Origin of the sequence: Nonomuraea sp. NPDC050547 (genome assembly GCF_044457345.1) — a bacterium.
Taxonomy (GTDB): Bacteria; Actinomycetota; Actinomycetes; order Streptosporangiales; family Streptosporangiaceae; genus Nonomuraea.
The window spans coordinates 203,446-226,110 of sequence record NZ_JBITGW010000017.1 but is presented as its reverse complement, the minus strand read 5'-3'; the positions used below and the strand labels follow the sequence as shown (position 1 = coordinate 226,110).

Genomic DNA, 22,665 nt, shown 5'->3' with positions numbered 1-22,665 from the left:
CCCGTCATGGGACGAATTTCTTCATACGTCGCCCTAGGGGACAGCTTCACAGAGGGACTCGAAGACCCGGCCGCCACGGGCTTCCGCGGCTGGGCGGACCGGCTCGCCGAGCACATCGAGGCCGACCGGCCCGGCCTGCGCTACGCCAACCTCGCGGTGCGCGGCCGGATCATCGACGAGATCGTGAACGAGCAGGTGCCGCGGGCGGTCGCCATGGGCGCCGACCTGGTCTCGCTCTGCGCGGGCGGCAACGACATCCTGCGGCCCGGCAGCGGGCCCGCGATCGTCGCCAGGCGGCTGGAACAAGGGGTGCGCACGCTCACCGAGGCCGGAGCCAAGGTGATGCTCTTCACCGGCTTCGACCTGCGGCACGTGCCCGTCATGCGGCTGGCGCACAGCAAGATCGAGGTCTACAACCTGCACATCCACGACATCGCCCGGCGCTACGACGCCCACCTGGTCGACCTGTGGCCCATGGCCGTGCTGCGCGACCCGCGCGCCTGGGACTCCGACCGCCTCCACCTCAACGGCGACGGCCACCGCCGCGTGGCGCTGGCCGCCGCCGAGGTGCTCGGGGTACCGGTCGAGCAGGACTGGCGCCAGCCGTACCCGCCGCGGCGCCCGCCCGTCTGGACGGACGCCCGGCGGGAGGACCTGCGCTGGGCCAGGCAGTTCCTCGCGCCGTGGATCAACCGCCGCCTGCACGGCCGCTCCTCCGGCGACGGCGTCAGCCCCAAGCGGCCGGGGCTGACGCCGGTACGGCCCGGCTAGTTCTTGTCGGGACGCTCGGAGACGCGGACGGCGTTGACGATCGGCTGGCCGTCACGCCGGGCGAAGCGCACGTTCAGCTGGCCGTCGGTGACCTTCACGGTGTACGAGCGGTTCGCCGCCGTGTAGGTGCCCACCTCCAGGGCCAGGTCGAGCGCGGGTACGGCGAGCTGGCCCTCGACGATCACGTCGAAGACCCGGGAGCCGGGACGCTTCGAGGTGATCTCGGCGAAGCCCAGTTCGACGGTGTAGGTGCCGTTCGGCACGTTGTCGAAGCGGTACTCCAGCAGGTTCTCGCGGGCGGTGCGGAACAAGGTCTGCTCCGTGGTGCCCGCGATGGCCTTGCGGGTGTCGGCCGTGCGGTTCTGGTTGGCCACCCAGCCATGGCCGCCCTGGGTGTACTTGCGGTCGGCGGTCCACACGTCGCCCTGGGCGTCGACGACCTGCCTGGAGGCGCCGGCGTCGAGCGCCACCTGGTGCTTGGGCACCACGACGTTCACCGTGATCTCCAGGACCGGCTGGCGGCCGCTGTTGGACTTCACCGTGAGCTTGCCCGCCTGAACCGTGCCCGGCTGCACGCCCTGGCTGCTGACCGTGACCTTCACCGCGGCCTTCTCGCCCTTGGCGAGGCGGCCGGCGGTCGGCGCGGCGGTGAGCCAGGCGGCGTCGCTGGTGACGGTGTAGTCGGCGGGCGCGCCGAGGTTGGTCAGCTCGAACGAGCGGCTGCGGCTGACGCCCGTGGGCATGACCACGGCCAGCTCGCCGACCGAGGCGCTGACCGCGCCGGTGATCAGCGCCGTGTCCACCCGGGTGAACGCCAGGGGAGCGACCGTGACGTCCTGGGAGAACGTGCCGTAGTGCTCCCTGGAGACCTCCACCTTGTGGTCGCCGGCCGGCACCTGGCCGTAGAACGTGCCGTCCGCGCCCGTGGTGAACGTGGCCGCCTGGCCCACCTTCACCGTCGCGCCGGCGATCGCCTTGCCGTCGTTGGCGTCGGTGACCGTGCCCGTGACCAGCCCGTGGCGGGTGGCCGCGACCGTCACGCTTTGGCCGGTCGAGACGGCGGCGGTGTTGAACGAGTACAGCAGCGCGTCGGTGCCGGTCCCGTTCTCCACGCCGATCGTGGCGCTGTTGCCCTGCTCGCGGGCGCCCTCGACGTCCTTGTAGCGGTAGGACACCGTGCCGTTCTCGCCCAGGAGCATCGACACCGAGATCCGCATCGTGGCGTCGGAGTAGAACTTCACGTTGCGCCACTCCACCACGTAGACGCGGTTGGGCGCGGTGCCCTGCGTCGCGGTGTAGATGCCCGACTCCGCGTCGGCCACGAGGTCGTCGAAGTAGGCGTAGACCGCGTTGTTCGGCGTGCCCGTGGTCGGCAGCGTGCCGTTCGCGCCGGTGGTGACCTTCTCGTTGGCGAAGGAGGCGTAGCCGTTCGTGGTGATCCACGCCTTCGCCTGCGCGGCGCCGTAGAACGGGAAGGTGAACGGCAGCGTCACCTGCTGCGCCTCGTCGTCGCCGGTCAGCGCCAGCTTCTCGGTCCCTCCCACGTACGGCAGGGCCTTGCTCTCACAGGTGTAGCCGAACCCGTCGCCCCGCAGCGGCAGGTCGACGTCCTTGACCACGTCCCCCGCCACCGTCACCTGGACGGTCGTCGAGGCCGTCGCGCAGCGCGAGCGCGGCGTGATGGTCACGTCGTAGGTGCCGTGCGGGATGGTGAACGTGTAGCGGCCGTCGGCGCCGGTGACCGCCTGGACCGGCGTACCGGCGACGGCGAGGGTCGCGCCGGACTCGGGCGCGCCCGCGATCGAGACGAGGCCGGAGACCGTGCCGCTGTCCTTCCGCGTCATCGTGACGTCCGCGGTGGCCGTCTGCCCGGCCGCCACGGTGGCGCTCGCGGTGCCGGAGGTGTAGCCGAACCTGGCGGCGCTCACCTGGTAGTCGCCGGGCAGCAGGCGCGGCACCGCGTAGGTGCCGTCGGCGCCGGTGAAGACCGTGCGGCTCAGCGGCCCGGTCAGGCTGACCTCGGCGCCGGCGACCGGGGCACCGCCGGCGGTGACGGTGCCGCTGAGGCCGCCGAGCCCGTCGCGGGGCGCCGACTGGACGGCGGCGAAGGAGTCGAGCCTGCCCTCGCCCCAGACGTTGTTGTCGGTGGCCGTGCCGCCGCAGCTGGTGTCGTTGACGTCGATCGCCGTGCTGTCGAGCAGCGGCCGCGTGGCGTCCACGTTGCCCTGCAGGCTCGGCGCCGCCGACCACAGCAGCGCCACCGTCGCGGCCACGTGCGGCGTGGCCATCGAGGTGCCGGTGAAGGCCGCGTAGCCGCCGCCGGGCACCGAGGAGCGCACGTTCACCGCGGGGGCGGCGATGTTCGGCTTGATCTCGCCGTTCTCGCCGGCGCCCTTGCTGGAGCGGGCGTACAGGACGTTGTTGATGTCGAGGCCGCCGACGCTGTAGCTGATCACGTACTGGCCGGGGGAACTGCTGGTGGTGCAGGCCGGGCCGGCGTTGCCGTTGGCGAAGGCGGGGAAGATGCCGGCGGCGATCCACGACTCCACGATCGTCTTGTACCAGGGGTCGAAGCCCGCTCCGCCCCAGGAGTTGTTGACGATGTCGGGCGCCAGGTCGGGCCGCTCGTTCTCCCCGTTGAGGTCGGTCGGCGCGGCCATCCACTGGCCGGACCTGATCAGCGACTCGTCGGTGCAGCTGTCGGTCTCGCAGCCCTTGGCCGCGACCCAGCGCGCGGCCGGCGCCACGCCGATGCCGTTGGCGCCGACCATGGTGCCCATCACGTGGGTGCCGTGGTCGTTGTTGTCGCACGGGGCCGCGCTCGGGCACACGCCCGCCGGGTCGAACCAGTTGTAGTTGTGGTCGTAGGAGCCGTCGGGGCCCCGGCCCCGGTACTGCGCGGCGATCTCCGGGTGAGTGAAGTCGGCGCCGGTGTCGATGTGGCCGACGACGATGCCCTCGCCCTTGCTGCCGAGCTCGCTCCACACGCGGGGCGCGCCGACCCGGTCGATGTTCCACTCGACGGCGGCCCTGGCCCTGGCCTCCGCCCTGCCCTGCTCCGGCTTCGGCACCGCGAACGTGCGTACCGGGAGGATGCTCTCGACCTCCGCCAGGTCCGCGATCGCGGTGGCGAGCTTGGCGCCCGCGCCGGTGACGCGGACGGCGTTGACGATCCAGTAGGGGGCGAAGTCGGCGTTCTGCGCGGTCAGCAGTTTGCGCAGCTCCGCCTGGGAGGACGCGGCGTGCCCCTTCTTGGTCTTGAAGACCTCGGCGGCCTTCGCGTCCTTGGAGGTGGCCCGGCGGGCCGCGGATAAGTTGGCCTCGCCCTTCATCTTGACCCAGAAGGTCGCCTTGTCATCGGCCTTCAGGTCGTCCATCACGGACTTGTCGATCTTGTCGGGTTGGGGTGCGGCCAGGGCCACGGACTGGGGGAGCAGGAGGCACAGGGCTGCTGCGGCCCCCGTGAGAGCCGCCCGCCAGGCGATCTTGACAACCATGTGCAGAGCGTGATTCGACACAGTCAAGTTGGCAAGAGTCAAAGTGGTAATTCGGGTTTTCTACGAGTAATGCTGGAAGTTGCGCCAGCCGTCGCGCCACGGGATCTTCAGGCCTCTGCAGACGAAGATCACCATGCCCTGGATCTCGTTGTCCAGGTCAAGGCCGTTGTCGATCTCGCCGGCCTCGTCGCACGTCGTGAACTGCTTGTTCATGGCCCACCTGATCACGTCGACCGCGATGACCACGGTGCCGGTCTCGGGGGGCGGGCCGTACTCGAACAACTGGTTGTGCGCGCTGTAGACACGCGGCAGGCCCGCGCGGTCGGCCGCGCCCGCGTTGCCGTAGTTGCCCATCAGAAGGATCACCCGCGAGCGGTCCTCCGGTGACAGCGTGTCGAACACCGACCGGAGCTGCGTGGCGAAGCTCGGCCAGCCCAGCGACTCGCGGACCACCTGGTTGGCCTCCGGGATCACCGTCTGCGCCACCTCCTTCGCGGGCAGGATCGGCAGCGCGATGAACAGGTTGCCCGCCGCCACCACCGCCAGCGCCGCCGTGCCCGCCACCCGCCAGCGCGGGCGCGCGACCTCCAGGCCGGCGCAGCCCGCCGCGAACAGCAGCACCATCAGCCCGGTGATGTAGTCGGGACGGCCGCCGGAAAGCACCGTCAGCAGCCCGGTCACCGGATAGGCCACCGCCAGCGCCCGCACCCGCCGGTCGCGCCACAGTCGCACGAACCCGAACGCCGACACCACCGCCGCCGCCGGGCCGAGCAGCAGCACCTGCATCGGAAGGAACAAAGCGCGCATCTCCGCGCCCTTGTCGGCGCTCAGCGCCGCCGCCATCTTCAGCTGCGGCCAGCCGTTCGCGACCTGATAGACGAGATTCGGTACGGCCAGCAGCACCGCGATCAGCGCCCCCGCCCACAACCACGGGCTGAGCAGCACCCGGCGTGGCCCCACCGCGAGCAGGCCGGCGGCAAGGCCGATGACCAGCAGCGCGATCAGATGCTTGTTGTAGGTGGCCACCCCGATCACCGCGCCGGCGGCCAGCCACCAGCGGGGCTCGTCGCGCAGCAGCACCTTGAGGATGAACAGGATGGCCGCCGCCCACAGCGGCAGGTCGACGCTGAGCGTCAGCAGCGAGTGGCCGACGATCAGGACGAATCCCGCGGTCGCCACCCCCAGACTGGCCAGTATCTGCGCGAACCGGCCACCGCCGAGTTCGCGGACGATGAGTGCCACCAGCACCAGCAGCACCGCCGCGCACACGGCGGCGGGAACGCGGATGGCGGTGAGCGTGTCGCCGAACACCCCGATGGCGGCACGCGCCAGCATCGGGGTGAGCGGAGGTTGGTCGACGTAGCCCCAGGCCGGATGCTCGGCGAGCATGCGGAAGTACAGCTCGTCACGGTGATAGTCGTAGGCCCCGCTGAAAGCCACCAGGATCGCGGCCGTGCCGAGAGCGATCGCGGTGACGGGCCGCCAGGCGAAGGCGCGCTCCATACTCGCTGAAGTTAGGTGCTTGACTTGGGCTTGTCACCACGTGCGAGCCCCTAACCCGCCCTTACGCGAACCGCTGCCGTGTCAGGGGGCACGCCATGGTCGCGACCTCGGCCGGGCGTGTTAGCATCCCTGCATGCGAATCGGCTTGCAGAGCCAGTGGTGGCGCCCCCTCTAGGCGGCGCGTACTTCGCATTCCTCAACGACGGCCGCCCCGGAAGGCGGCCTTTGTTGTCTCGCCTCCGGGGCTCATTGGGTTAGCAAGGGGCAGGCAATGGAGACGAGCGGATATACGACCGCCGGTGGCGTCCATGTCGAGCGGGAGACACGTGAGGTCGCCGAAGAGGCCCTCGAAGAGATCGTGAGCGCGCTCGGAGAACGCCGCGGCGGCGCGTTCTCCTCGGGCATGGACTACCCGGGCCGCTACAGCCGGTGGGCCTTCGGCTACGTCGACCCGTGCGTCGAGCTCGTCGCCAGAGGGCGGCGCATCAGCGCGACGGCGCTCAACGAGCGCGGCAGGGTCGTCCTGCCCGTGCTGGCGACGTGCCTGCTGGCCGCGGGCAAGCCGGTGGCCCAGCCCACCGCCGACCGCGTCGAGGTGCACGTTCCCGAGAGCGACGAACTGCTGCCCGAGGAGATGCGCAGCCGCCGCCCGACCGTCTTCACCGCCATCCGCGAGGTCATCGCCGCCTTCGCCGGCGACGACGCCCACCTCGGCCTGTACGGCGCCTTCGGCTACGACCTGGCCTTCCAGTTCGAGCCGATCCGGCACGAGCTGACCCGCCCCGACGACCAGCGCGACCTGGTGCTGCACCTGCCCGACCGGCTCGTGGTGATCGACCGCCAGCGCGAGACCAGCGTCGAGCACCGCTACGAGTTCACCGTCGACGGCGTCTCCACCCGCGGCATGGAGCGCACCGGCGCCTCGGTGCCGCAGGTGGTCCCCGGCCAGATCCCGCCCGACCCCGAGAAGGGCTCCTACGCCAAGGTCGTGGCCGCGGCCAAGGAGAAGTTCAAGCGCGGTGACCTGTTCGAGGTCGTGCCCGGCCAGGTCTTCCACTCCGTCTGCACCGACCCGCCCGCCTTCTACCGCACCCTTCACCGGTCCAACCCCGCCCCGTACGAGTTCATCATCAGCCTCGGTGAGGGCGAGCACCTCGTCGGCGCCTCACCCGAGATGTACGTGCGCGTCAGCGGCGACCGCGTGGAGACCTGCCCCATCTCCGGCACCATCGCCCGCGGCTCCAACCCCGTCGAGGACGCCGAGGCCATCCGCACCCTGCTCTCCTCCGTCAAGGAGGAGAGCGAGCTGACCATGTGCACCGACGTCGACCGCAACGACAAGTCGCGCATCTGCGTCCCCGGCACCGTCAAGGTCATCGGCCGCCGCCAGATCGAGCTCTACTCCCGCCTGATCCACACCGTCGACCACATCGAGGGCCGCCTGCGCCCCGAGTTCGACGCCCTCGACGCCTTCCTCACCCACATGTGGGCCGTCACCGTCACCGGCGCCCCCAAGACCTGGGCGATGCAGTTCATCGAGGACCACGAGGCCACCACGCGCAGATGGTACGGCGGGGCCATCGGCTTCATCGGCTTCGACGGGTCCATGAACACCGGGCTCACCCTGCGTACCGCCCAGATCAAGCACGGCGTGGCCACCGTACGCGCCGGAGCCACGCTGCTGTTCGACTCCGACCCCGAGTCGGAGGAGCGCGAGACCGAACTCAAGGCCAGCGCGCTGCTCGGCGCCCTGGACGCGGTCAACCAGCCCGCGTCCGTCCCCGTGGCCCCCGCCCCCGAACAGCCGGGGCTCGGCATGAAGGTGCTGCTCGTCGACCACGAGGACTCCTTCGTCAACACCCTCGCCGACTACTTCCGCCAGCAGGGCGCCGAGGTCACCACGCTGCGGCACGGCTTCCCCGCCGCGATGATCGACACGATCGCCCCCGACCTCGTCGTCCTGTCACCCGGGCCGGGATGGCCCGTCGACTTCGGGATGTCCGCGCTCATCGACGAGCTGTACTCCAGGAACCTGCCGGTCTTCGGCGTGTGCCTGGGGCTGCAGGCCATGGTCGAGCACGCCGGCGGGACGCTCGAACTGCTGGGTTACCCGGAGCACGGCAAGCGCGGGCAGGTCTCGCGCCTGGGGGAGAGCGCGTTGCTGGAGGGCCTGCCCGAGACGTTCACGGCCGCCCGCTACCACTCGCTGCACGCCAAGCGCCCCGGGGTGATCTCCTTCACCCCGACCGCCCTGACCCCCGACGGCAACGTCATGGCCATCGAGGACCCGGCGAACCGGCGCTACGGCGTCCAGTTCCACCCGGAGTCCATCCTCACGGCCGAGGGGGACGCCGGCGCCAAAATCATCGCCAACGTTCTCCGCCTGACCCGCCGCTAACCGAACGGCAGGGTGGGCAGGCCCTCTCTGGGACCCTGCCCACCCACCTTCCACGCGCGTGCCTCCACCCCCCTGCGCCCGCTCCCCACGGGCTCCCCACCTTCCACGCGCGCTGCCACGCCAGCGCTTGTTCCCCACGCGCCTCACACCCCGGTTTCTCCGGCACGCCCTCTCCCGCCTCGACCGTTCCCGCGGAAGCGGAGGCCCTGCCTGGGCCCGGCCCACGGGCTGACCCAGGCTTTCCGGCCGCTCCAGGTCCCCGGGCTCCGCCCTCGGTGAACACGGGACCGGCGTTACGGGGCGCATCGGGGCATCCCCGGGCGGTGGCGCCGGGACAAGTGCGCAATCGCGGCGTGTGGCCCGGCGCGAACGCCTAGGCTCGCCCGCATGCTCCCCGTAGACCTTCCCGACGCGGTGCGCGAGGCGCTGCTGGCGCCCCTGGTCGACCACCACTGCCACGGGGTGAGGCGCGACGAGCTCAGCAGGGCACAGTTCGAGCTGCTCATCACCGAAGGCAGCACCCCCGCGCCCCCCGGCACCACCCACTTCGACACCCCCGTCGGCGCCGCGATCCGCCGGTGGTGCGCGCCGGTGCTCGACCTGGAACCCCACGCTCCACCCGCCGTCTACCTGGCCAGACGCGCCGAGCTGGGCGCGGGCGAGGTCAACAGGAGGCTGCTGGAGGCGGCCGGCATCGTGGCGTTCCTGGTGGACACGGGTCTGGAGGCCCCCGAACTGCTGTCGGCCGCCGAGATGGGACGCCACGGCGGCGCCGCGGCAGACGAGATCGTCCGCCTGGAGCAGATCGAGCACGACGTGGCCGAATCCGCCCAGATCGCCGTCGACTACATGGACAGCCTCGCCGAGGAACTGGCCGCCCGCGCCGCCCGGGCCGTGGGCCTGAAGTCGATCGTCGCCTACCGGTGCGGCCTCGACTTCGACCCCGCCCGCCCGAGCAGGGGCTCGGTCATCGCCGCCGCCAACCGCCGGCTGTCCGACCCGAAGCAGCGCCTGACCGACCCGATCCTGCTGCGCCACCTGCTCTGGACCGCCGTGGACGTGGCCCGCGAGCGCGGCCTCCCCCTGCAGTTCCACACGGGGTACGGCGACACCGACCTCGACCTGGACCGGGCCGACCCGGCCCTGATGACCGGCTTCATCCGCTCCCTGCAGCCGATCGGCGTCCCGGTCATCCTGCTCCACTGCTACCCCTACCACCGCCAGGCCGCCTACCTGGCCGCCGTCTTCCCGCACGTCTACGTCGACGTGGGCCTGGCCCTCACCTACACCGCCGCCGGCTCGGCCAGGGTGATGGCCGAACTGCTGGAGCTGGTGCCGTTCCACAAGCAGATGTTCTCCTCCGACTGCTACGGCGTGGCCGAGACCTGCCACCTGGGCGCCCTCTACTTCCGCCACGGCCTGGCCCGCGCCCTGCGGACCCGCCTGGACGACGGCGAGTGGAACCCCACCGACTGCGCCCGCATCGCCCACATGATCGGCTCCGGCAACGCCCGCCGCGTCTACCGCCTCTGACCCCGAGGACCCACGGGCAACCCCGCAGAACACCACCGGATCGTCGCGTGGTTGCCGGGCTGGATCCAGGGGCAGCGCTGCGGGTGCTGCCGGGGACCCTCCGCGCGGGCACGGCTTGGATGCGCGGACAGGCACGGCGAGCTGCCGAGGCCGAGATGAACCGATGCGGTGAACCGGCCGCGCGTGAGCCCCGGGTGGCCGGCATGATGACCCGCCGGCGGAGTCCTTCGAGCAGGTGGCGCGCCGCCCGCTGGGCGGCGGGGCCGTGGCGCTGGGCAGGGGCGGGGGTCAGGTGGGGTCGAGGCAGGCGCCCAGGTTGGTGCCGACGGTTTGCATGGCTTCGGCCAGCGCGTTGACCTGGTCTCGAGTCAGGTGGTCGAACAGGACCTCGCGCAGCGCCTTCGCGTGGGCCGGGGCGATCTCGGCGATCAGGGCGCGGCCGGTGTCGGTGAGTTCGGCGACCGTGGCCCGGCCGTCGCTCTCGTCGGGGCGCAGCCGCACGTACCCCCGCTCCACCAGCTTGCTGATCCGGTGGCTCAACCGGCTGATGGACACGTTGGAGGTCGCGGCCAGGTCCGACAGCCGCTTCGGGGCCGATTCCAGCGCGCACAGGAAGCCGTACTCGATGTGCACCAGCCCATGCGCGCGGAACGTACGCTCCACCTGCGGAATGCCGACCAGGAACACGGCCATGAGCCCGTGCCAGGCGCGCCGCTCGTCGGCGTCGAGGCCCTCGATCAAAGAACTCCCAGCGTCAGAACCGTCCGATGGCGATGACGACCGCCACCGCCAGCAGTACCAGGTTAACGGCGAAGTTCTCCTTGCGCCTCACGTGTACGCCCGCCGCGACGACCATCGTGGCCGCCAGCCCGACGGCGGCCAGCGGCGTGAGGATGGGCGCGATGCCGGTGGCCCAGGGGAGGACGAGGCCGAGCGCGCCGAGGAACTCGACGAGGCCGACGAGCCGGAGCTGTCCCTGGGTGAAGTCGTCCACGTACGGCATGCGCTCCCTGACCCGCTCCTTCGCCACGACCATCTTGCTGACGCCTGAGGCGGCGAAGGCGAGGGCGAGCAGGATCTGGAGGATCCAGAGGACCACGTCCATTGGTTGTCCCTTCAAGTTATTGCGGTGAGCCAGACTGTAGACCTCAAAACTTGAAGGGACAACCTTTAGGGCGAGGTTGCGGCCACGCCCGAGTCCGTGTCGTGACCGTCCCGATGGCAGGGTGGCCGCCCCGCGGCCCGCGACGGCCTCGGGGCCGTAACTCCCTCGCACACATCTACGCAAGGCCTGAGAAAAGCGAAACTTCCTGACTGATGATATTGAAACGTGACCCACCAGCCAGTCAGGGCAAGGCGATGATCAAGACGCCAGAACCCCTTACGCAACACCTGGAGGTGTCGTGTCCTGGCGTCCCATCACATCATCGGCTCTTGCCCTCTCGCTCGCGTTAGCCGTCCCCCTGACGGTCCAGGGCCCGGCCCACGCCGCCGACCCGCCGGCCGTCGAGCCCCGCGCCGGCACCGACGCCCCCGCCGAGGTGAGCGGCCTGGCCGAAGCGGCCGCCGAAGGCGACCTCGCGACCGCGGCCAGGAACCACCTGAAGAACTCCCGCTACCACCTCGACCCCGCCGACCTCACCCCGATCCAGACCGTCACCGACGGCCAGGACACGACGGTCAGGTTCGCCCAGAAGCACCGCGGCCTGCCGGTCCTCGGCGGCCAGTACCTCGTGCACTTCCGCGGCAGCGGCGCCGCCCGGCAGGTCACCGGCGCGGGCGGGCGCTTCCTCACCGAGCTGAGCGTGGACACCACGCCCAAGCTGACCGCCGAGTCGGCCGCCCGGATCGCGCTGACGCGCTTCGTCACCGACCCGCTCGCCCGCCGCGCCGTGAAGACGGGCCAGGGCAGCCTCGTCGTCGTCCCGCGCGGCACCAAGGGCCGCCTGGCCTGGAAACTGCCGATGACCGGCCTCGACCGGGCCAAGAAGAAGCTCCTCGCCTTCGACGCCTACATCGACGCCCACTCCGGCCAGCCGCTCCAGGCCATCAGCCGGATCCAGATGGAGGGCCCCGCCACCGGTTCCGGAACCGCCTCGGACGGCCGGGCCGTACCCCTGAACCTCTACCAGCGCGCCGACGGCGTCTACGAGACCCGCGACCGCGCTCGCCCGATGTGGAACGGCACGAGCGGCGAGATCCTCACCTACGACGCGAACAAGGGCGACCTGTTCGACTACCTCGTGCCCGGCATCCCGCCCGGCGCCAAACTGGCCGAGTCGCCCACGCCCGTCTTCGGGCCCGGCCACACCGAGAGCGGCGCGGCCGACGCCCACTGGGGCACCGGCAAGGTCTACGAGTACTACCGCGGGCTCGGCCGGGAAGGGCTCGACGGCAAGGGCGGCTCGATGCTGTCCGTCGTCAACGTCACCTTCTTCGGCGAACCGTTCGAGAACGCCCTGTGGGACGGCACCAAGATGGTGTACGGCGGAGGCGGCCCCACCTACCACTCCCTCGCCGCCGGCCTCGACGTCGTCGGCCACGAGATGACCCACGGCGTCATCACCAACAGCGCCGACCTCGCCTACTTCGGCCAGTCGGGCGCCATGAACGAGGGCCTGGCCGACTACTTCGGCAACGCCATCGAGGTCGACGCGCTCGGCGTCCCGATGAGCCACCCCGACGCCAGCCTGCTCGGCGACCGGCTGTGCAAGACGCTGCCGCCCAAGGAGTGCGCCATCCGCGACCTCGACGACGGCCGCTCGGCCGCCAAGGACTGGATCGGCGTCGGCGTCAGCCTCGACGGCGGCGGCGTCCACCTGAACTCCACGATCTTCTCCGGCGCGCTCTGGGACATCCGCGAGAAGCTCGGAGCGAAGGCCGACAAGGTCGTCTACAAGGCGCTGACGGAGTACATGACGCCCATCGACGACTTCGCCGACGGCCGCCGCGCCGTCGAGTCCGCCGCCCGCGCGCTCGGGGTGTCGCTGCACGACCGGGTGACGATCGCCCTGGCCTTCGAGCGCCACGGCATCCGGCGCGGCTGGGAGCGCGACATCCACACCGACAGCCGCGTGCTGGTCGACAACATCAGCGACGGCGGCGCCCGCCCCGGCGTGGCCGGCGACCGGTACGTGGTCGGCAACTCCTCGCCCGACGCCTCCGAGCCGACCTCGATCCTCACCGGCCGCTTCCGTGGCGGCAAGCCGGTGAAGCTTTCGCAGAACACCTCCTGGAACTTCGCCCCGGTCATCGACGGCCGGCGGGCGGTGTGGGCGGGATTCAACGCCGGCACCGGCACGTACCGGATCCTCACCCGGCCACTGGACGGCAGAGCGCCCGAGCAGGTGGTCGCCGAGGTGTCCACCCCCCTCGGGGTGGTGGCGGCCTCCGGCGGGGCCATCGCCTGGGAGTCGCTGGACACGGCCACGTTCGAGACGGAGATGTGGCTGAAGAAGGGCACGGCGCCGCCGGTCAACCTCACCGCGACCGCCGACGTGCTCGGCGTCCAGCCCAAGCTGAAGGGCGGCAAGCTGTCCTACCTGCGGGTCTGGCGCGTGGGCGAGCAGACGCACACCGCGCCCGTCGTGCACGACGTGGCCACCGGCACCGAGACGCTGCTGCCCGAGGTGCCCTCCACCGGCCAGGAGCCGTCGTCCTCGGCCCTGCCCGTGCTCACCTCCAAGCACGTCGTGTGGTACGCCGACGCCGACGCCGACGACGTCTACGGCCTGGTGCGGGCCAACCACGACGGCACCGGCCTGACCTGGCTCGTGCCCGACGGGCCGAAGGCGCTGCTGCCCAGCACCGTCGACGCCAACGACGCCATCGTCACCGTCGGCGTCAACCCGCACGGCGACGGCACGCTCACCAACGCGAACCTGCCCAAGTTGTTCCAGCTGCCCCTCGCGGGCGGGCCGATGACCCGTTTCTCCTGCAACAGGGGCGACCAGTTCGCCAACGCCTCCGGTGACGGCACGCTCACCGCCTGGATCGACGGCTCCGCCGGAGACACCGATCTGGTCTACCGCGAGCGGCCCATCGGCCGCTGCTGACACCCTTCCGGCCGCCCGCCGTACCCCATCGCTCAGAGGTACGGCGGGCGAGTCGCGAACCGACCCCCGGACCTGGTTTGCTAGGGCCGTCACATCGCCAAGCCGGGGGGCTGCCATGCACGCCGTCGAACCAGAGGTCTTTATCGTCGCCCGTCCCGAACTCGACTACGACGAGCTGGCCCGCTACCTCGGCGAGGTGGGCGGCACGGCGTGGCTGGAACGGCTGGACCGCGGCGACCTCGACGCCCAGAACCTCGCCGAGTTCGCCGGGCGGCTGTGCTACCGCTCCTTCGAGCCCGGCCTCAACCCCAACGTGGTGCGCATCCGCAAGGACCAGACCGAGTACCTGCGGAACATCCTGGCCAGCGCCCACGGCTCGGTCCTCGAGCACGTCAGCTTCAGCTTCGTGCTCCACAACGTCAGCCGCGTGCTCACGCACGAACTCGTCCGCCACCGGCCCGGCGTGGCCATCTCGCAGGAGTCGCTGCGCTTCGTCCGGCTGACCGAGCTGCCCTTCTGGTTCCCCGACTGGGCCCGCGAGGACCCCGAGCTGATGAAGCGGGCCGGCGCGGTGCTGGAGCAGCTGGAGGAGTTCCAGGGGTGGATGGCCGGGCACTTCGGCCTCGACGAGGAGGGCGTGCCGTTCTCGGAGAAGAAGCACCGCACCTCCTTCATGCGGCGCTTCGCCCCCGAGGGCGTGGCCACCGGCCTGGTGTGGACGGCCAACGTGCGCACGCTGCGCCACACCATCGAGGCGCGCACCGCGGTCGGCGCGGAGGAGGAGATCCGCCTGCTCTTCCAGCGCATCGGCGAGCTGATGAAGAAGGAGGCGCCGGCGCTGTTCGGCGACTACGTGGTCGAGGACGGCGCCTGGGTCCCCGGCTGGCGCAAGGTCTGACCCCTGCACCTCCGGCGGAGTAAGGGTTTACGTCAGCAGGCGGCGCACCAACAATGGGCGTGTGCGCCGACTGCTGATCATCCTCGGAGTTCTGGTGCTGGTCGCCGCCGCTGCCTACGGTGGCCTGTGGGCCAGCACCGGCCGTTCGCAACTGGCCAGGGCCTTCTTCTGGGGTGACTCGGACGTCGGCGACTGGCAGCGTTTCCCGTTCCGCAAGGTGTCCACGGGCACCCCGGCGCCGCTGCCCAAGCAGCCGCAGGCGATCCCCGGCCTCGACGAGCAGGCGCTCGCGGCGGGCCAGACCACCGCGTTCGTCGTGGTGCGCGACGGCAAGCTGCTGTACGAGGGCTACTTCAACGGCACCCGCCGCGACTCCACGCTGACCTCGATGTCGGTGGCCAAGTCGGTGCTGTCGCTGCTGGTGGGCGTGGCCGTGGGCGAGGGGAAGATCCGGTCGGCGGACGACCCGATCACCGCGTACGTGCCGGAGCTGCGCGAGCGCGACCCGCGCTTCGAGAAGATCACGCTGCGGCACCTGATGGGCATGCGCTCCGGGCTGCGCTACGACGACGAGGGCACGCCGTTCAGCGACGACACCAGCACCTACTACAGCCCCGACCTGCGCGGTCTGGCCATCGACGACTCCGGGGTGGAGAGCGATCCCGGCCAGGGCTTCCGCTACAACAACTTCAACCCGCTGCTGGTCGGGCTGGCGCTGGAGCGGACGACGAAGGTGCCGGTCGCCACCTACCTGGAGCAGAAGCTCTGGCGCCCGCTCGGGATGGAGGCCGACGGCTCGTGGAGCCTGGACTCCTCCGACGGCTTCGAGAAGATGGAGAGCGGCGTCAACGGCCGCGCCGTCGACTTCGCCAAGCTCGGCATGCTCGTGGCCGAGCAGGGCCGGTGGAACGGGCAGCAGCTGGTGCCCGCCGAATGGATCAACGAGCCCAACACGCCGGTGGTCGCCCCGAACGGCTGGGCCGACGGCTACCAGCTCTTCTGGTGGGCCCGCGGCGAGGCCAGGGTCGCCTCCGGCCGCTACGGGCAGGTCATCTACGTGGTGCCGGACAAGAAGCTGGTGATGGTGCGCTTCGGCGTGGACACCGGCGGGCGCGCCTGGCCGGCGTTCATGGAGTCGCTGGCCGAGAAGCTCTGATGACCGGCGCCCGCGCGAGCGCGGGCGCCGCGGTCGTCAGAGGGCGGGCAGGACGTAGACCTCGGCGCCCGGCGGGAGTTCGCAGTCGAGGCGGCCGACGCCGTGGCCGTTCTCACCGCACACGATCATGTTGATGTGGCGGCGGATGCTGCCGTACTCGTCGCGCAGCCGTTCCTCCAGCGACGGGTGGACGCGGCGCAGGGTGTCGAGCGCCGAGCCGAGCGTCGGCGGGGTCTCGGGGTCGGCGCCCACGGCGAAGACCTTCACCTCGCTCTGCCCGCTGACCCACCGCTGGAAGGCGCTGGGGAGCACGAACACCACCATGGTGACGGGCCTGGCCATCGCCTAGAGCACCGCCGCCCGGACGGTCTGGACATCCGGCAGGTGTCCGGCGATCTGCGCCCAGCTCTCGCCGCCGTCGCGCGAGCCGTACACGCAACCGTCGCGGGTGCCGAAGAAGACGCCCGCCTCCGACGCGGTCATCGCGTCGCGCAGGACGGTGGCGTAGACGGGCGGTTCGGGCAGGCCCTCGGCGAGGGGGCGCCAGGTGTCACCGGCGTCGTCGCTGCGGTAGACGCGGTAGCGGTGCTCGACCGGGGTGCGGTCCATGTCGGCCTGCAGCGGCAGCACGTAGACGGTGTCGGGCCGCGCCGGGTCCACCACGATCGGGAAGCCGAAGTCGGAGGGCAGCGGCGAGCCGATGTCCTTCCAGGACGAGCCGAAGTCGTCGCTGCGGTAGACGCCGAAGTGGTGCTGCAGGAACAGGCGTTCCGGGCGCGCGGGGTGGAAGGTCACCTTGTGCACGCACTGCCCGAACTCCGGGTACTGCTGGCCCTCCGGCATGAACGGCGCGCGGATGCCCTGGTTGGCCGCCTCCCACGAGGCGCCGCCGTCGGTGGAGCGGTAGAAGCCGCCGGTGGAGACGGCGACGCCGAGGACCTTCGGGTCGGTCGGGTGGTTCAGGATCGTGTGCAGGCACAGCCCGCCGCCGCCGGGCTGCCACTGCTCGCGGTGCGGGTGCCGCCACAGGCCCTCGACGAGTTCGTAGGTGACGCCGCCGTCCTCCGAGCGGAACAGCGCGCCCGGCTCCACCCCGGCCCAGACCACGTCGGGCTCGGAGGGGGAGGGCAGCAGCTGCCAGACCCGCTCCAGCGTGGCGCCGCTGTCCTCGGGAAAGGCGATCGGCGCGCGGTCGGCCTCCTGCCAGGTCTCGCCGAGGTCGTCGGAGTACATGACCGACGGGCCGAAGTGGCCGTACTCGATGCCGGCGAGCAGGCGGGGCGTGGCGCGGCGGGTGTCGATCGCCACGGCGGGCACGGCGACCGTCGAGAAGTGGATCGGGCCGACCTCGAACGGGCCGCCGTCGCCGGATCGCGCGAGGAACAGGCCCTTGCGGGTGCCGATCGCGAGTATGGCCTCACTCATGTCGGAGCTCCCATCGTTCGCATGTTCGCTTCTCGGCCATCGTGTCACGGCATGGCAGGTACCGCCGGTGACTGTGGGATTTGTACCGAAGGTCGTTCGATTACCCGCCAGGTAATCGTGATACTTCCCCATGCTCGGTAGATTCCGGGCTATGGAAGCGCTTGCTATGACTGAAGAGTCCTTTGGCGACCTGCTGAGATCCTGGCGCCAGCGGCGCCGCGTCAGCCAGCTCGACCTCGCCATCGAGGCCGAGGTGTCGGCCCGGCACGTCAGCTTCCTGGAGACCGGCAGGGCCCGGCCGAGCCGCGAGATGGTGATGAAGCTCGCCGAGGAGCTGGAGGTGCCGCTGCGGCACCGCAACCGGCTGCTGGTCGCGGCCGGGTTCGCGCCCGTCTTCCGCGAGCGCGACGTCACCGCCCCCGAGATGGACGCGGTACGGCAGGCGCTGGACAAGATCCTGGCCGGGCACCAGCCGTACCCGGCGGTCGTCGTCGACGCGACGTGGAACCTCGTGGCCGCCAACGAGGCCGCCGGGATGTTCATGGACGGCGTCCCCGACCACCTGCTCAAGGACCCGATCAACATCATGCGGCTGTCGCTGCACCCGGAGGCGATGGGCGGGCGCCTGCTCAACCTGCCCGAGGTACGCGCCCACCTGCTGCACCGGCTGCGCCGCCAGGCGGAGACCAGCGGCGACGGCCGCCTGGCGGAACTGCACGACGAACTGGCCGCCTACACCTACCCCGGCGTCGAGCTGAACGTCGCCGTCGTGCCCAGCCCGGCCGACATCCTGCTGCCGCTGAGGGTGCGGCACGGGGAGCGCGTGCTGTCGATGTTCACCACGATCGCGACGTTCGGCACGCCCGTGGAGGTGACGGTGTCGGAGCTGGCCATCGAGACGTTCTGGCCCAACGACGAGGAGACGGCGGCGTTCTTCCGTTAGGCGCTCACCGCTCCGACTGCACGATGTCGCGGTGGATGCGCGACAGCGGCACGCCGTCGGTCTGCAGGCGGCGCACGGTCTCGTTGACCATCGAGGGCGGGCCGCAGACGTAGACGTCGTGCTCGGACCACGTGTGGAAACGCTGCGTCACCTCCGGCAGGTGGCCGCGCATGCCGTCCCACGACGGCTGGCCGGACACCACGGGCAGCACGCGCAGCCACGGGAACGACGACTCCATCCTGATCAGATCCGGCAGGTCGTAGAGCTCTTCCGCGGTACGCGCGCCGTACAGCAGATGGATGTTGGGACGCCGGCCCGAGGCGATGACGTGCTCGATGATCGCCTTGATCGGCGCCAGCCCGGTGCCGCCCGCCACGCACAGGATGTCGCGCGCGCTGTGCTCCTCGGCCGCCATCGTGCCCATGGGCGGGCCGAGCATGACGGTGTCGCCGATGCGCGTGTGCCGGATCAGCGTGGTCGACACCCAGCCGCCGGGCACCGCGCGTACGTGCAGGCGCAGGGTGTTGTCGGCGCGCGGGGCGTTGGCGATGGAGAAGGTCCGCCAGACGCGCGGCCATCGCGCCGTCTGGACGTTCACGTACTGTCCCGCCGTGTACGGCAGGCGTTGCGTCGGCCGGAGCGTGAGGACGGCGATGTCCGGGGCCCGGCGTTCGTGGTCGATCACCTCGGCCAGCCACCACGCGGGCGAGACCCCGGCGTCGGCGGAAGCCGATTCGATCATGAGGTTGGCGGCGGCGGTGTAGGCGGCGACCCAGGCCGCCTCGATCTCGGTGTTCCACACGTCGGCGGCGAAACGCCTGATCGTGGCCAGAAGCGCGTTGCCGACGGCGGTGTAGTGCTCGGCGATCACGCCGTATTTGCGGTGGTCGCGGCCGAGCTGGCCGAGATAGGAGGCCAGGCTGTCGGGACTGTCCAGGCTCCACACGATGCGGGTGAGGGCGGTGAAGAGCCGGTCGCGCTGGATGTCCATGGCCGGTGGGAACATCCCTCGCAGGTGCGGGCTCTCGGCGAACAACCGGCCGTAGAAGTAGGCGGCGGCTTTGTCGGCCACCGGTTCGACGACGGAGAAACTTTCCTTGACCAGGCGCGGATTCAACGTCATTTAACTGACCCCACTTTTCGGCCGGAATCTCATTCCGGTCGTGATGTTCACCTCCCTGACGGCTCCGGGTGACGAGCGCTCGACGGGCCCCGGCTCGGCCGATCGCTCGCTTTGGAGTCTTACATCACTGCGTTGGAGCCACAACCGTTTCACCTCAATATGGTGCGAACCACAACTATCCGTAACTGTAACGTTATTTTCCGCATTCATCTGGTTATGGCGGCGGACTTTAAAAGTGAAAGTTAATCGGATTCGCATTCCCCCCTTTCTCTCGCTCAAGCCGCCCCCATTCCGCCCCCACCGGCCTGACCACCGCACCCCACCCCGGCCCGCTCCCGCCCCGACCGCCACCCATGGGCCATGCGCCCACCGTGGCGTGGCGGGCGGCCGGGTCGGTGGCGGATGCCGGAGCGGCCATCCGCGAGGCCTGGCACCGGCCGGCCCGCTGAGAGCACATAGGGGACGGGAAAGGGCGCTAGTCGGATCTCGGGTTGAAGACCAGGGCCAGCGACCGCAGTGCCAGGATGAACCCGATCAGCAGGAACGCACCCCCGACCACCGTCAGCAACCGGATGTTCGGTGTGATCATCGGCCCGATGTCCGCCGTGATCAGCATGATCGCGCCCAGCGTGGCACTCCCCGCCAGCACCGCGATCACGATCTGCTGCACCAGCCCGGTCAGGAACCGCCGGTCCCCGTCGTCGGCCAGCGGCCGTACGTTGAACGAGAGCCTGCCCTGCTCCAGATCCTCGACGACGTGGCTGACGCGTCGCGGCAGCCGCTGGAGGATCGGCAGGTAGCCGGCCAGCCGTTCCTCCAGATCGGCCCTGACCCTGCCGGGCTCGACTGCCTCGCGCATCAGCGCGCGGCCCTGTTCGCGGGCGGCTCCGACCATGTCGACGTCGGGGCTGATCAGCGCGAGGGTTCCGTCGAGCGCGGCGAGCGCGCGGAAGGCGGCCGCGATCTGCGGCGGTACGGCGAAGCCGTGGTCGTGGACCACCCTCAGCAGGCTGCCGAACATGCCGCTCGACCCGCCGCGCCCGGTTCCGCTCCGGTAGCGGACCATGAGCTGTCCGATCTGCCGTTCCAGGTCCCGTTCGGCCAGGCCGCGCGGCCGGTCGAGCAGTTCGATCAGGGCGTCGGTGGCGGCGATCGCGTCGTCCCTGTCCACGGCCAGCAGCAGCATGCCGAGCGCCCGCCGCGTGGAGTCGTCGAGCCGGCCGACGGAGCCGAAGTCGAGCAGGCCGAGCCCGCCGTCCTCGTCGACCAGGACGTTGCCGGGGTGCAGGTCGGCGTGGAAGACACCGGTGCGTACCTGCTGCCTGAGCACCTCGCTGAGCAGCCGGTGGGCGATCTGGCCGCGCCGTTCGGGGCCCAGGGCGGCCAGTATGGGCGCGGCGGCGCCGACGGGGGTGCCGCGCAGGCGGGTCATGACGAGCAGCGTGCCGCTGGAGTGTTCCTCGACGACCTCGGGCACCGCGATGCCGCCGTCGAGCGTGGCCGACACACTGCGCAGGTTGTCGAGTTCGACGGTGTAGTCGAGCTCCTCCTCCAGCGAGGCGGCGAACCCCTTCGCCAGCGTGAACACCCGCAGCGAGCGCCCCCACGGCGTGCCGCGCTCCAGCCTGCGGCTGAGCCTGAGGATGATCTCCATGTCGGAGGCGACCTGGGCGCGGGCGCGCGGCCGCTGCACCTTGAGCACGACCTCGCGGCCGTCGAGCAGCCGCGCCGCGTGCACCTGGGCGACGGAGGCGGCGGCCATCGGCTCGGGGTCGACGGAGGCGAACACCTCGGCCACCGGCCTGCCGAGCGCCGCCCTGATGGCCGCCTCGATCTCGGGCCACGGCTCGGGCTCCGCCCTGGTCTGCAGGGTCGCGAGCTGGTCGGCGAACTGCCCGGGGATCAGGTCGCGGCGGGTGGAGAGCATCTGCCCGAGCTTGACGAAGGTGACGCCGCCCTCGTTGAGCGCCGCCTTCAGGGAGCGGGCGAGTTTCGTGTCGCCGTGGTACGGGTCGGTTCTGCGCCTGCCGCGCAGGTAGCCGCCGAGGCCGTGCCGTACCGCGATCTTCATGATCTGTGTGTAGCGGCGGGCCCGGCGGCGGCGGGCCCGCCAGCCCTTGAGCAGGTCGAGCGGGGACGGCAGCGTGCCGGTGGGGACGACCACCTCCAGCACCACGAGGGCGGTGAGCCCGAGGACGAACACCCACGCGATCACCAGGCTGAGGACGAGGTACGCGGCCGGCATCGAGACCATGATCCGGCCGTCGGCGACGATCCCGGCGAACTCGGAGAACGACGTGACGGCCGAGCCGATGGCGCTGGTCACGAACAGGCCGACGACGATCGTGCGGGGCCAGCCGACCGGGATGCCGAGCGCGCGCCTGGCCACGACGGCGGCCAGCCAGGCGGTGACGGCCAGGGTGAGGGGAGTCAGGAGGTCCATGCTCAGGAGCGCCCCTCGTCGTCCTCTTCAGCCTTTCGCAGGGCCGCCAGCATGCGGGACTCCTCCTGGTCGATCCAGCGCATGGTCGACTTCGTGAAGTGCTTGCCGTAGCGGAACAGGAGCTCGGGGGCGCCCAATGAGGCGGCCTGCTCCGCCTCGGGCAGCTGGTCGCCGGGCAGCACCGCGTCGATCACCTTCTCGAACTGGGAGAAGATGTTCTTGCGCTCCTCCAGGAGGCGGCCGACGAGGTCGGGGCTGCCGCCGCCGGCGAAGAAGAGTTTGACCAGGTTCTCGTCCCGGATCTGGACGGGCGATGACAGCGACTCCAGCCAGGCGCGCAGCGCGGAGCGGCCCGAGTCGGTGATCTCCCAGCGCTGGCGTGAGCGCGGACCCTCGGCCTCCCCGTCCGGCCGGATGAGCCCCTGCTCGGCCAGGTGGCGCAGCTGGGGGTAGAGCTGGCCGTTGCTGATGCCCCAGAACGCCTCCATCGAGCGCTTCGCGGCCCGCAGGATCTCGTAGCCGGACTGCGCCTTCAACGACAGGAAGCCGAGGATCGCCCACGCGGTGGGCGTCAGGTCGGGCAGCTGATCATCTTGTGCCATGCGGCCAGCATAATGCGTCTGGCAGACATATGACGGAGGTCGCCGACCTGCGCTCTCCTCCGATCGGCGCTCGCACGGTGAGCGCGCTCACGTATCTGCCAGACATATTAGGGGGTGCCGGGGGCGGGGCGCGCGCCAGCCGGGCCCGAAAACACCCCTAAAAGCTGATAAATCATCCAAAACCGGGATAAAACCAACCTTTGCCATATATCTGACAGATAACGCGAGATGGATTGACTGATCGTGTGAAGTCGGAATAATCGGATCTTGGTGTGTGAGTTCCTCCGCCGCCACAAGCGACACCCCGCAGGACGGCCA

16 protein-coding genes are annotated in these 22,665 nt (G+C 70.8%); 7 read left to right on the top strand and 9 right to left on the bottom strand.

The window, feature by feature from the left end:
• The first annotated feature begins 6 nt into the window (after positions 1-6).
• Positions 7-771: an SGNH/GDSL hydrolase family protein gene (locus ACIBHY_RS37400; protein WP_397309180.1), complete on the top strand. Its 765-nt coding sequence runs from the start codon at positions 7-9 to the stop codon at positions 769-771.
• On the opposite strand, the gene ACIBHY_RS37395 is transcribed toward ACIBHY_RS37400, so the two are convergent.
• Together ACIBHY_RS37395 and ACIBHY_RS37390 are read right to left on the bottom strand one after the other, a co-directional pair.
• Complete coding sequence (locus ACIBHY_RS37395; protein WP_397309179.1) at positions 768-4,268, bottom strand: S8 family serine peptidase; 3,501 nt, start codon at positions 4,266-4,268, stop codon at positions 768-770. The two genes, ACIBHY_RS37400 and ACIBHY_RS37395, sit on opposite strands and share 4 nt — an antisense overlap.
• A gap of 60 nt (positions 4,269-4,328) precedes the next feature.
• On the bottom strand, positions 4,329-5,771 hold the full coding sequence (locus ACIBHY_RS37390) for a glycosyltransferase family 39 protein (protein WP_397255588.1): 1,443 nt from the start codon (positions 5,769-5,771) through the stop codon (positions 4,329-4,331).
• A 271-nt stretch (positions 5,772-6,042) separates the two neighbouring features.
• Here ACIBHY_RS37390 and ACIBHY_RS37385 point away from each other — a divergent pair, with 271 nt between their 5' ends.
• Together ACIBHY_RS37385 and ACIBHY_RS37380 are read left to right on the top strand one after the other, a co-directional pair.
• A complete protein-coding gene (locus ACIBHY_RS37385) occupies positions 6,043-8,169 on the top strand; it encodes an anthranilate synthase component I (protein WP_397309178.1) in 2,127 nt (708 codons plus the stop codon).
• A gap of 387 nt (positions 8,170-8,556) precedes the next feature.
• Complete coding sequence (locus ACIBHY_RS37380) at positions 8,557-9,702, top strand: amidohydrolase family protein (RefSeq protein WP_397309177.1); 1,146 nt, start codon at positions 8,557-8,559, stop codon at positions 9,700-9,702.
• A gap of 288 nt (positions 9,703-9,990) precedes the next feature.
• On the opposite strand, the gene ACIBHY_RS37375 is transcribed toward ACIBHY_RS37380, so the two are convergent.
• Together ACIBHY_RS37375 and ACIBHY_RS37370 are read right to left on the bottom strand one after the other, a co-directional pair.
• Positions 9,991-10,443, bottom strand: coding sequence for a MarR family winged helix-turn-helix transcriptional regulator (locus tag ACIBHY_RS37375; protein WP_397255594.1), 453 nt, complete (start codon positions 10,441-10,443; stop codon positions 9,991-9,993).
• Between the two features lie 13 nt (positions 10,444-10,456).
• The gene (locus ACIBHY_RS37370; protein ID WP_397255596.1) at positions 10,457-10,807 is read right to left on the bottom strand and encodes a DoxX family protein; all 351 of its coding nucleotides are present in this window, start codon (positions 10,805-10,807) and stop codon (positions 10,457-10,459) included.
• A gap of 298 nt (positions 10,808-11,105) precedes the next feature.
• Between ACIBHY_RS37370 and ACIBHY_RS37365 the strand changes: the two genes are divergently transcribed.
• The 3 genes from ACIBHY_RS37365 (at position 11,106) to ACIBHY_RS37355 (ending at position 15,811) form a co-directional block, all read left to right on the top strand.
• Positions 11,106-13,757 (top strand): M4 family metallopeptidase, encoded by a 2,652-nt coding sequence (locus ACIBHY_RS37365; RefSeq protein ID WP_397309176.1) that lies wholly within the window; start codon positions 11,106-11,108, stop codon positions 13,755-13,757.
• A gap of 115 nt (positions 13,758-13,872) precedes the next feature.
• Positions 13,873-14,655 carry an FAD-dependent thymidylate synthase gene (gene thyX / locus ACIBHY_RS37360; RefSeq protein ID WP_397255600.1) on the top strand — a complete coding sequence of 261 codons (783 nt, stop codon included), beginning with the start codon at positions 13,873-13,875 and terminating at the stop codon, positions 14,653-14,655.
• A 61-nt stretch (positions 14,656-14,716) separates the two neighbouring features.
• Complete coding sequence (locus ACIBHY_RS37355) at positions 14,717-15,811, top strand: serine hydrolase domain-containing protein (RefSeq protein WP_397309175.1); 1,095 nt, start codon at positions 14,717-14,719, stop codon at positions 15,809-15,811.
• A gap of 36 nt (positions 15,812-15,847) precedes the next feature.
• Here the strand turns inward: ACIBHY_RS37355 and ACIBHY_RS37350 are convergent, their stop codons facing one another.
• On the bottom strand, positions 15,848-16,153 hold the full coding sequence (locus ACIBHY_RS37350; protein WP_184963241.1) for a molybdopterin synthase sulfur carrier subunit: 306 nt from the start codon (positions 16,151-16,153) through the stop codon (positions 15,848-15,850).
• Positions 16,154-16,156: 3 nt separating this feature from the next.
• The gene (locus tag ACIBHY_RS37345; RefSeq protein ID WP_397309174.1) at positions 16,157-17,236 is read right to left on the bottom strand and encodes a WD40/YVTN/BNR-like repeat-containing protein; all 1,080 of its coding nucleotides are present in this window, start codon (positions 17,234-17,236) and stop codon (positions 16,157-16,159) included.
• A gap of 166 nt (positions 17,237-17,402) precedes the next feature.
• Between ACIBHY_RS37345 and ACIBHY_RS37340 the strand changes: the two genes are divergently transcribed.
• Complete coding sequence (locus tag ACIBHY_RS37340) at positions 17,403-18,179, top strand: helix-turn-helix domain-containing protein (RefSeq protein WP_397255606.1); 777 nt, start codon at positions 17,403-17,405, stop codon at positions 18,177-18,179.
• 4 nt (positions 18,180-18,183) lie between these two features.
• Here the strand turns inward: ACIBHY_RS37340 and ACIBHY_RS37335 are convergent, their stop codons facing one another.
• From ACIBHY_RS37335 to ACIBHY_RS37325, 3 genes are all read right to left on the bottom strand, one after another.
• Positions 18,184-19,302 (bottom strand): globin domain-containing protein, encoded by a 1,119-nt coding sequence (locus ACIBHY_RS37335; RefSeq protein ID WP_397255608.1) that lies wholly within the window; start codon positions 19,300-19,302, stop codon positions 18,184-18,186.
• Positions 19,303-19,777: 475 nt separating this feature from the next.
• Positions 19,778-21,745, bottom strand: coding sequence for an ABC1 kinase family protein (locus ACIBHY_RS37330; RefSeq protein ID WP_397309173.1), 1,968 nt, complete (start codon positions 21,743-21,745; stop codon positions 19,778-19,780).
• A gap of 2 nt (positions 21,746-21,747) precedes the next feature.
• Complete coding sequence (locus ACIBHY_RS37325; protein ID WP_397255612.1) at positions 21,748-22,347, bottom strand: PadR family transcriptional regulator; 600 nt, start codon at positions 22,345-22,347, stop codon at positions 21,748-21,750.
• Between the last annotated feature and the right edge of the window lie 318 nt (positions 22,348-22,665).

What these genes read in the sequence shown, in the direction of transcription:
- ACIBHY_RS37400 (WP_397309180.1), top strand. Translation starts at nt 7, where the DNA reads ATGGGACGAATTTCTTCATACGTCGCCCTAGGGGACAGCTTCACAGAG.
- ACIBHY_RS37395 (WP_397309179.1), bottom strand. Translation starts at nt 4,268, where the DNA reads ATGGTTGTCAAGATCGCCTGGCGGGCGGCTCTCACGGGGGCCGCAGCA.
- ACIBHY_RS37390 (WP_397255588.1), bottom strand. Translation starts at nt 5,771, where the DNA reads ATGGAGCGCGCCTTCGCCTGGCGGCCCGTCACCGCGATCGCTCTCGGC.
- ACIBHY_RS37385 (WP_397309178.1), top strand. Translation starts at nt 6,043, where the DNA reads ATGGAGACGAGCGGATATACGACCGCCGGTGGCGTCCATGTCGAGCGG.
- ACIBHY_RS37380 (WP_397309177.1), top strand. Translation starts at nt 8,557, where the DNA reads ATGCTCCCCGTAGACCTTCCCGACGCGGTGCGCGAGGCGCTGCTGGCG.
- ACIBHY_RS37370 (WP_397255596.1), bottom strand. Translation starts at nt 10,807, where the DNA reads ATGGACGTGGTCCTCTGGATCCTCCAGATCCTGCTCGCCCTCGCCTTC.
- thyX (WP_397255600.1), top strand. Translation starts at nt 13,873, where the DNA reads ATGCACGCCGTCGAACCAGAGGTCTTTATCGTCGCCCGTCCCGAACTC.
- ACIBHY_RS37350 (WP_184963241.1), bottom strand. Translation starts at nt 16,153, where the DNA reads ATGGCCAGGCCCGTCACCATGGTGGTGTTCGTGCTCCCCAGCGCCTTC.
- ACIBHY_RS37345 (WP_397309174.1), bottom strand. Translation starts at nt 17,236, where the DNA reads ATGAGTGAGGCCATACTCGCGATCGGCACCCGCAAGGGCCTGTTCCTC.
- ACIBHY_RS37340 (WP_397255606.1), top strand. Translation starts at nt 17,403, where the DNA reads ATGACTGAAGAGTCCTTTGGCGACCTGCTGAGATCCTGGCGCCAGCGG.
- ACIBHY_RS37335 (WP_397255608.1), bottom strand. Translation starts at nt 19,302, where the DNA reads ATGACGTTGAATCCGCGCCTGGTCAAGGAAAGTTTCTCCGTCGTCGAA.
- ACIBHY_RS37330 (WP_397309173.1), bottom strand. Translation starts at nt 21,745, where the DNA reads ATGGACCTCCTGACTCCCCTCACCCTGGCCGTCACCGCCTGGCTGGCC.
- ACIBHY_RS37325 (WP_397255612.1), bottom strand. Translation starts at nt 22,347, where the DNA reads ATGGCACAAGATGATCAGCTGCCCGACCTGACGCCCACCGCGTGGGCG.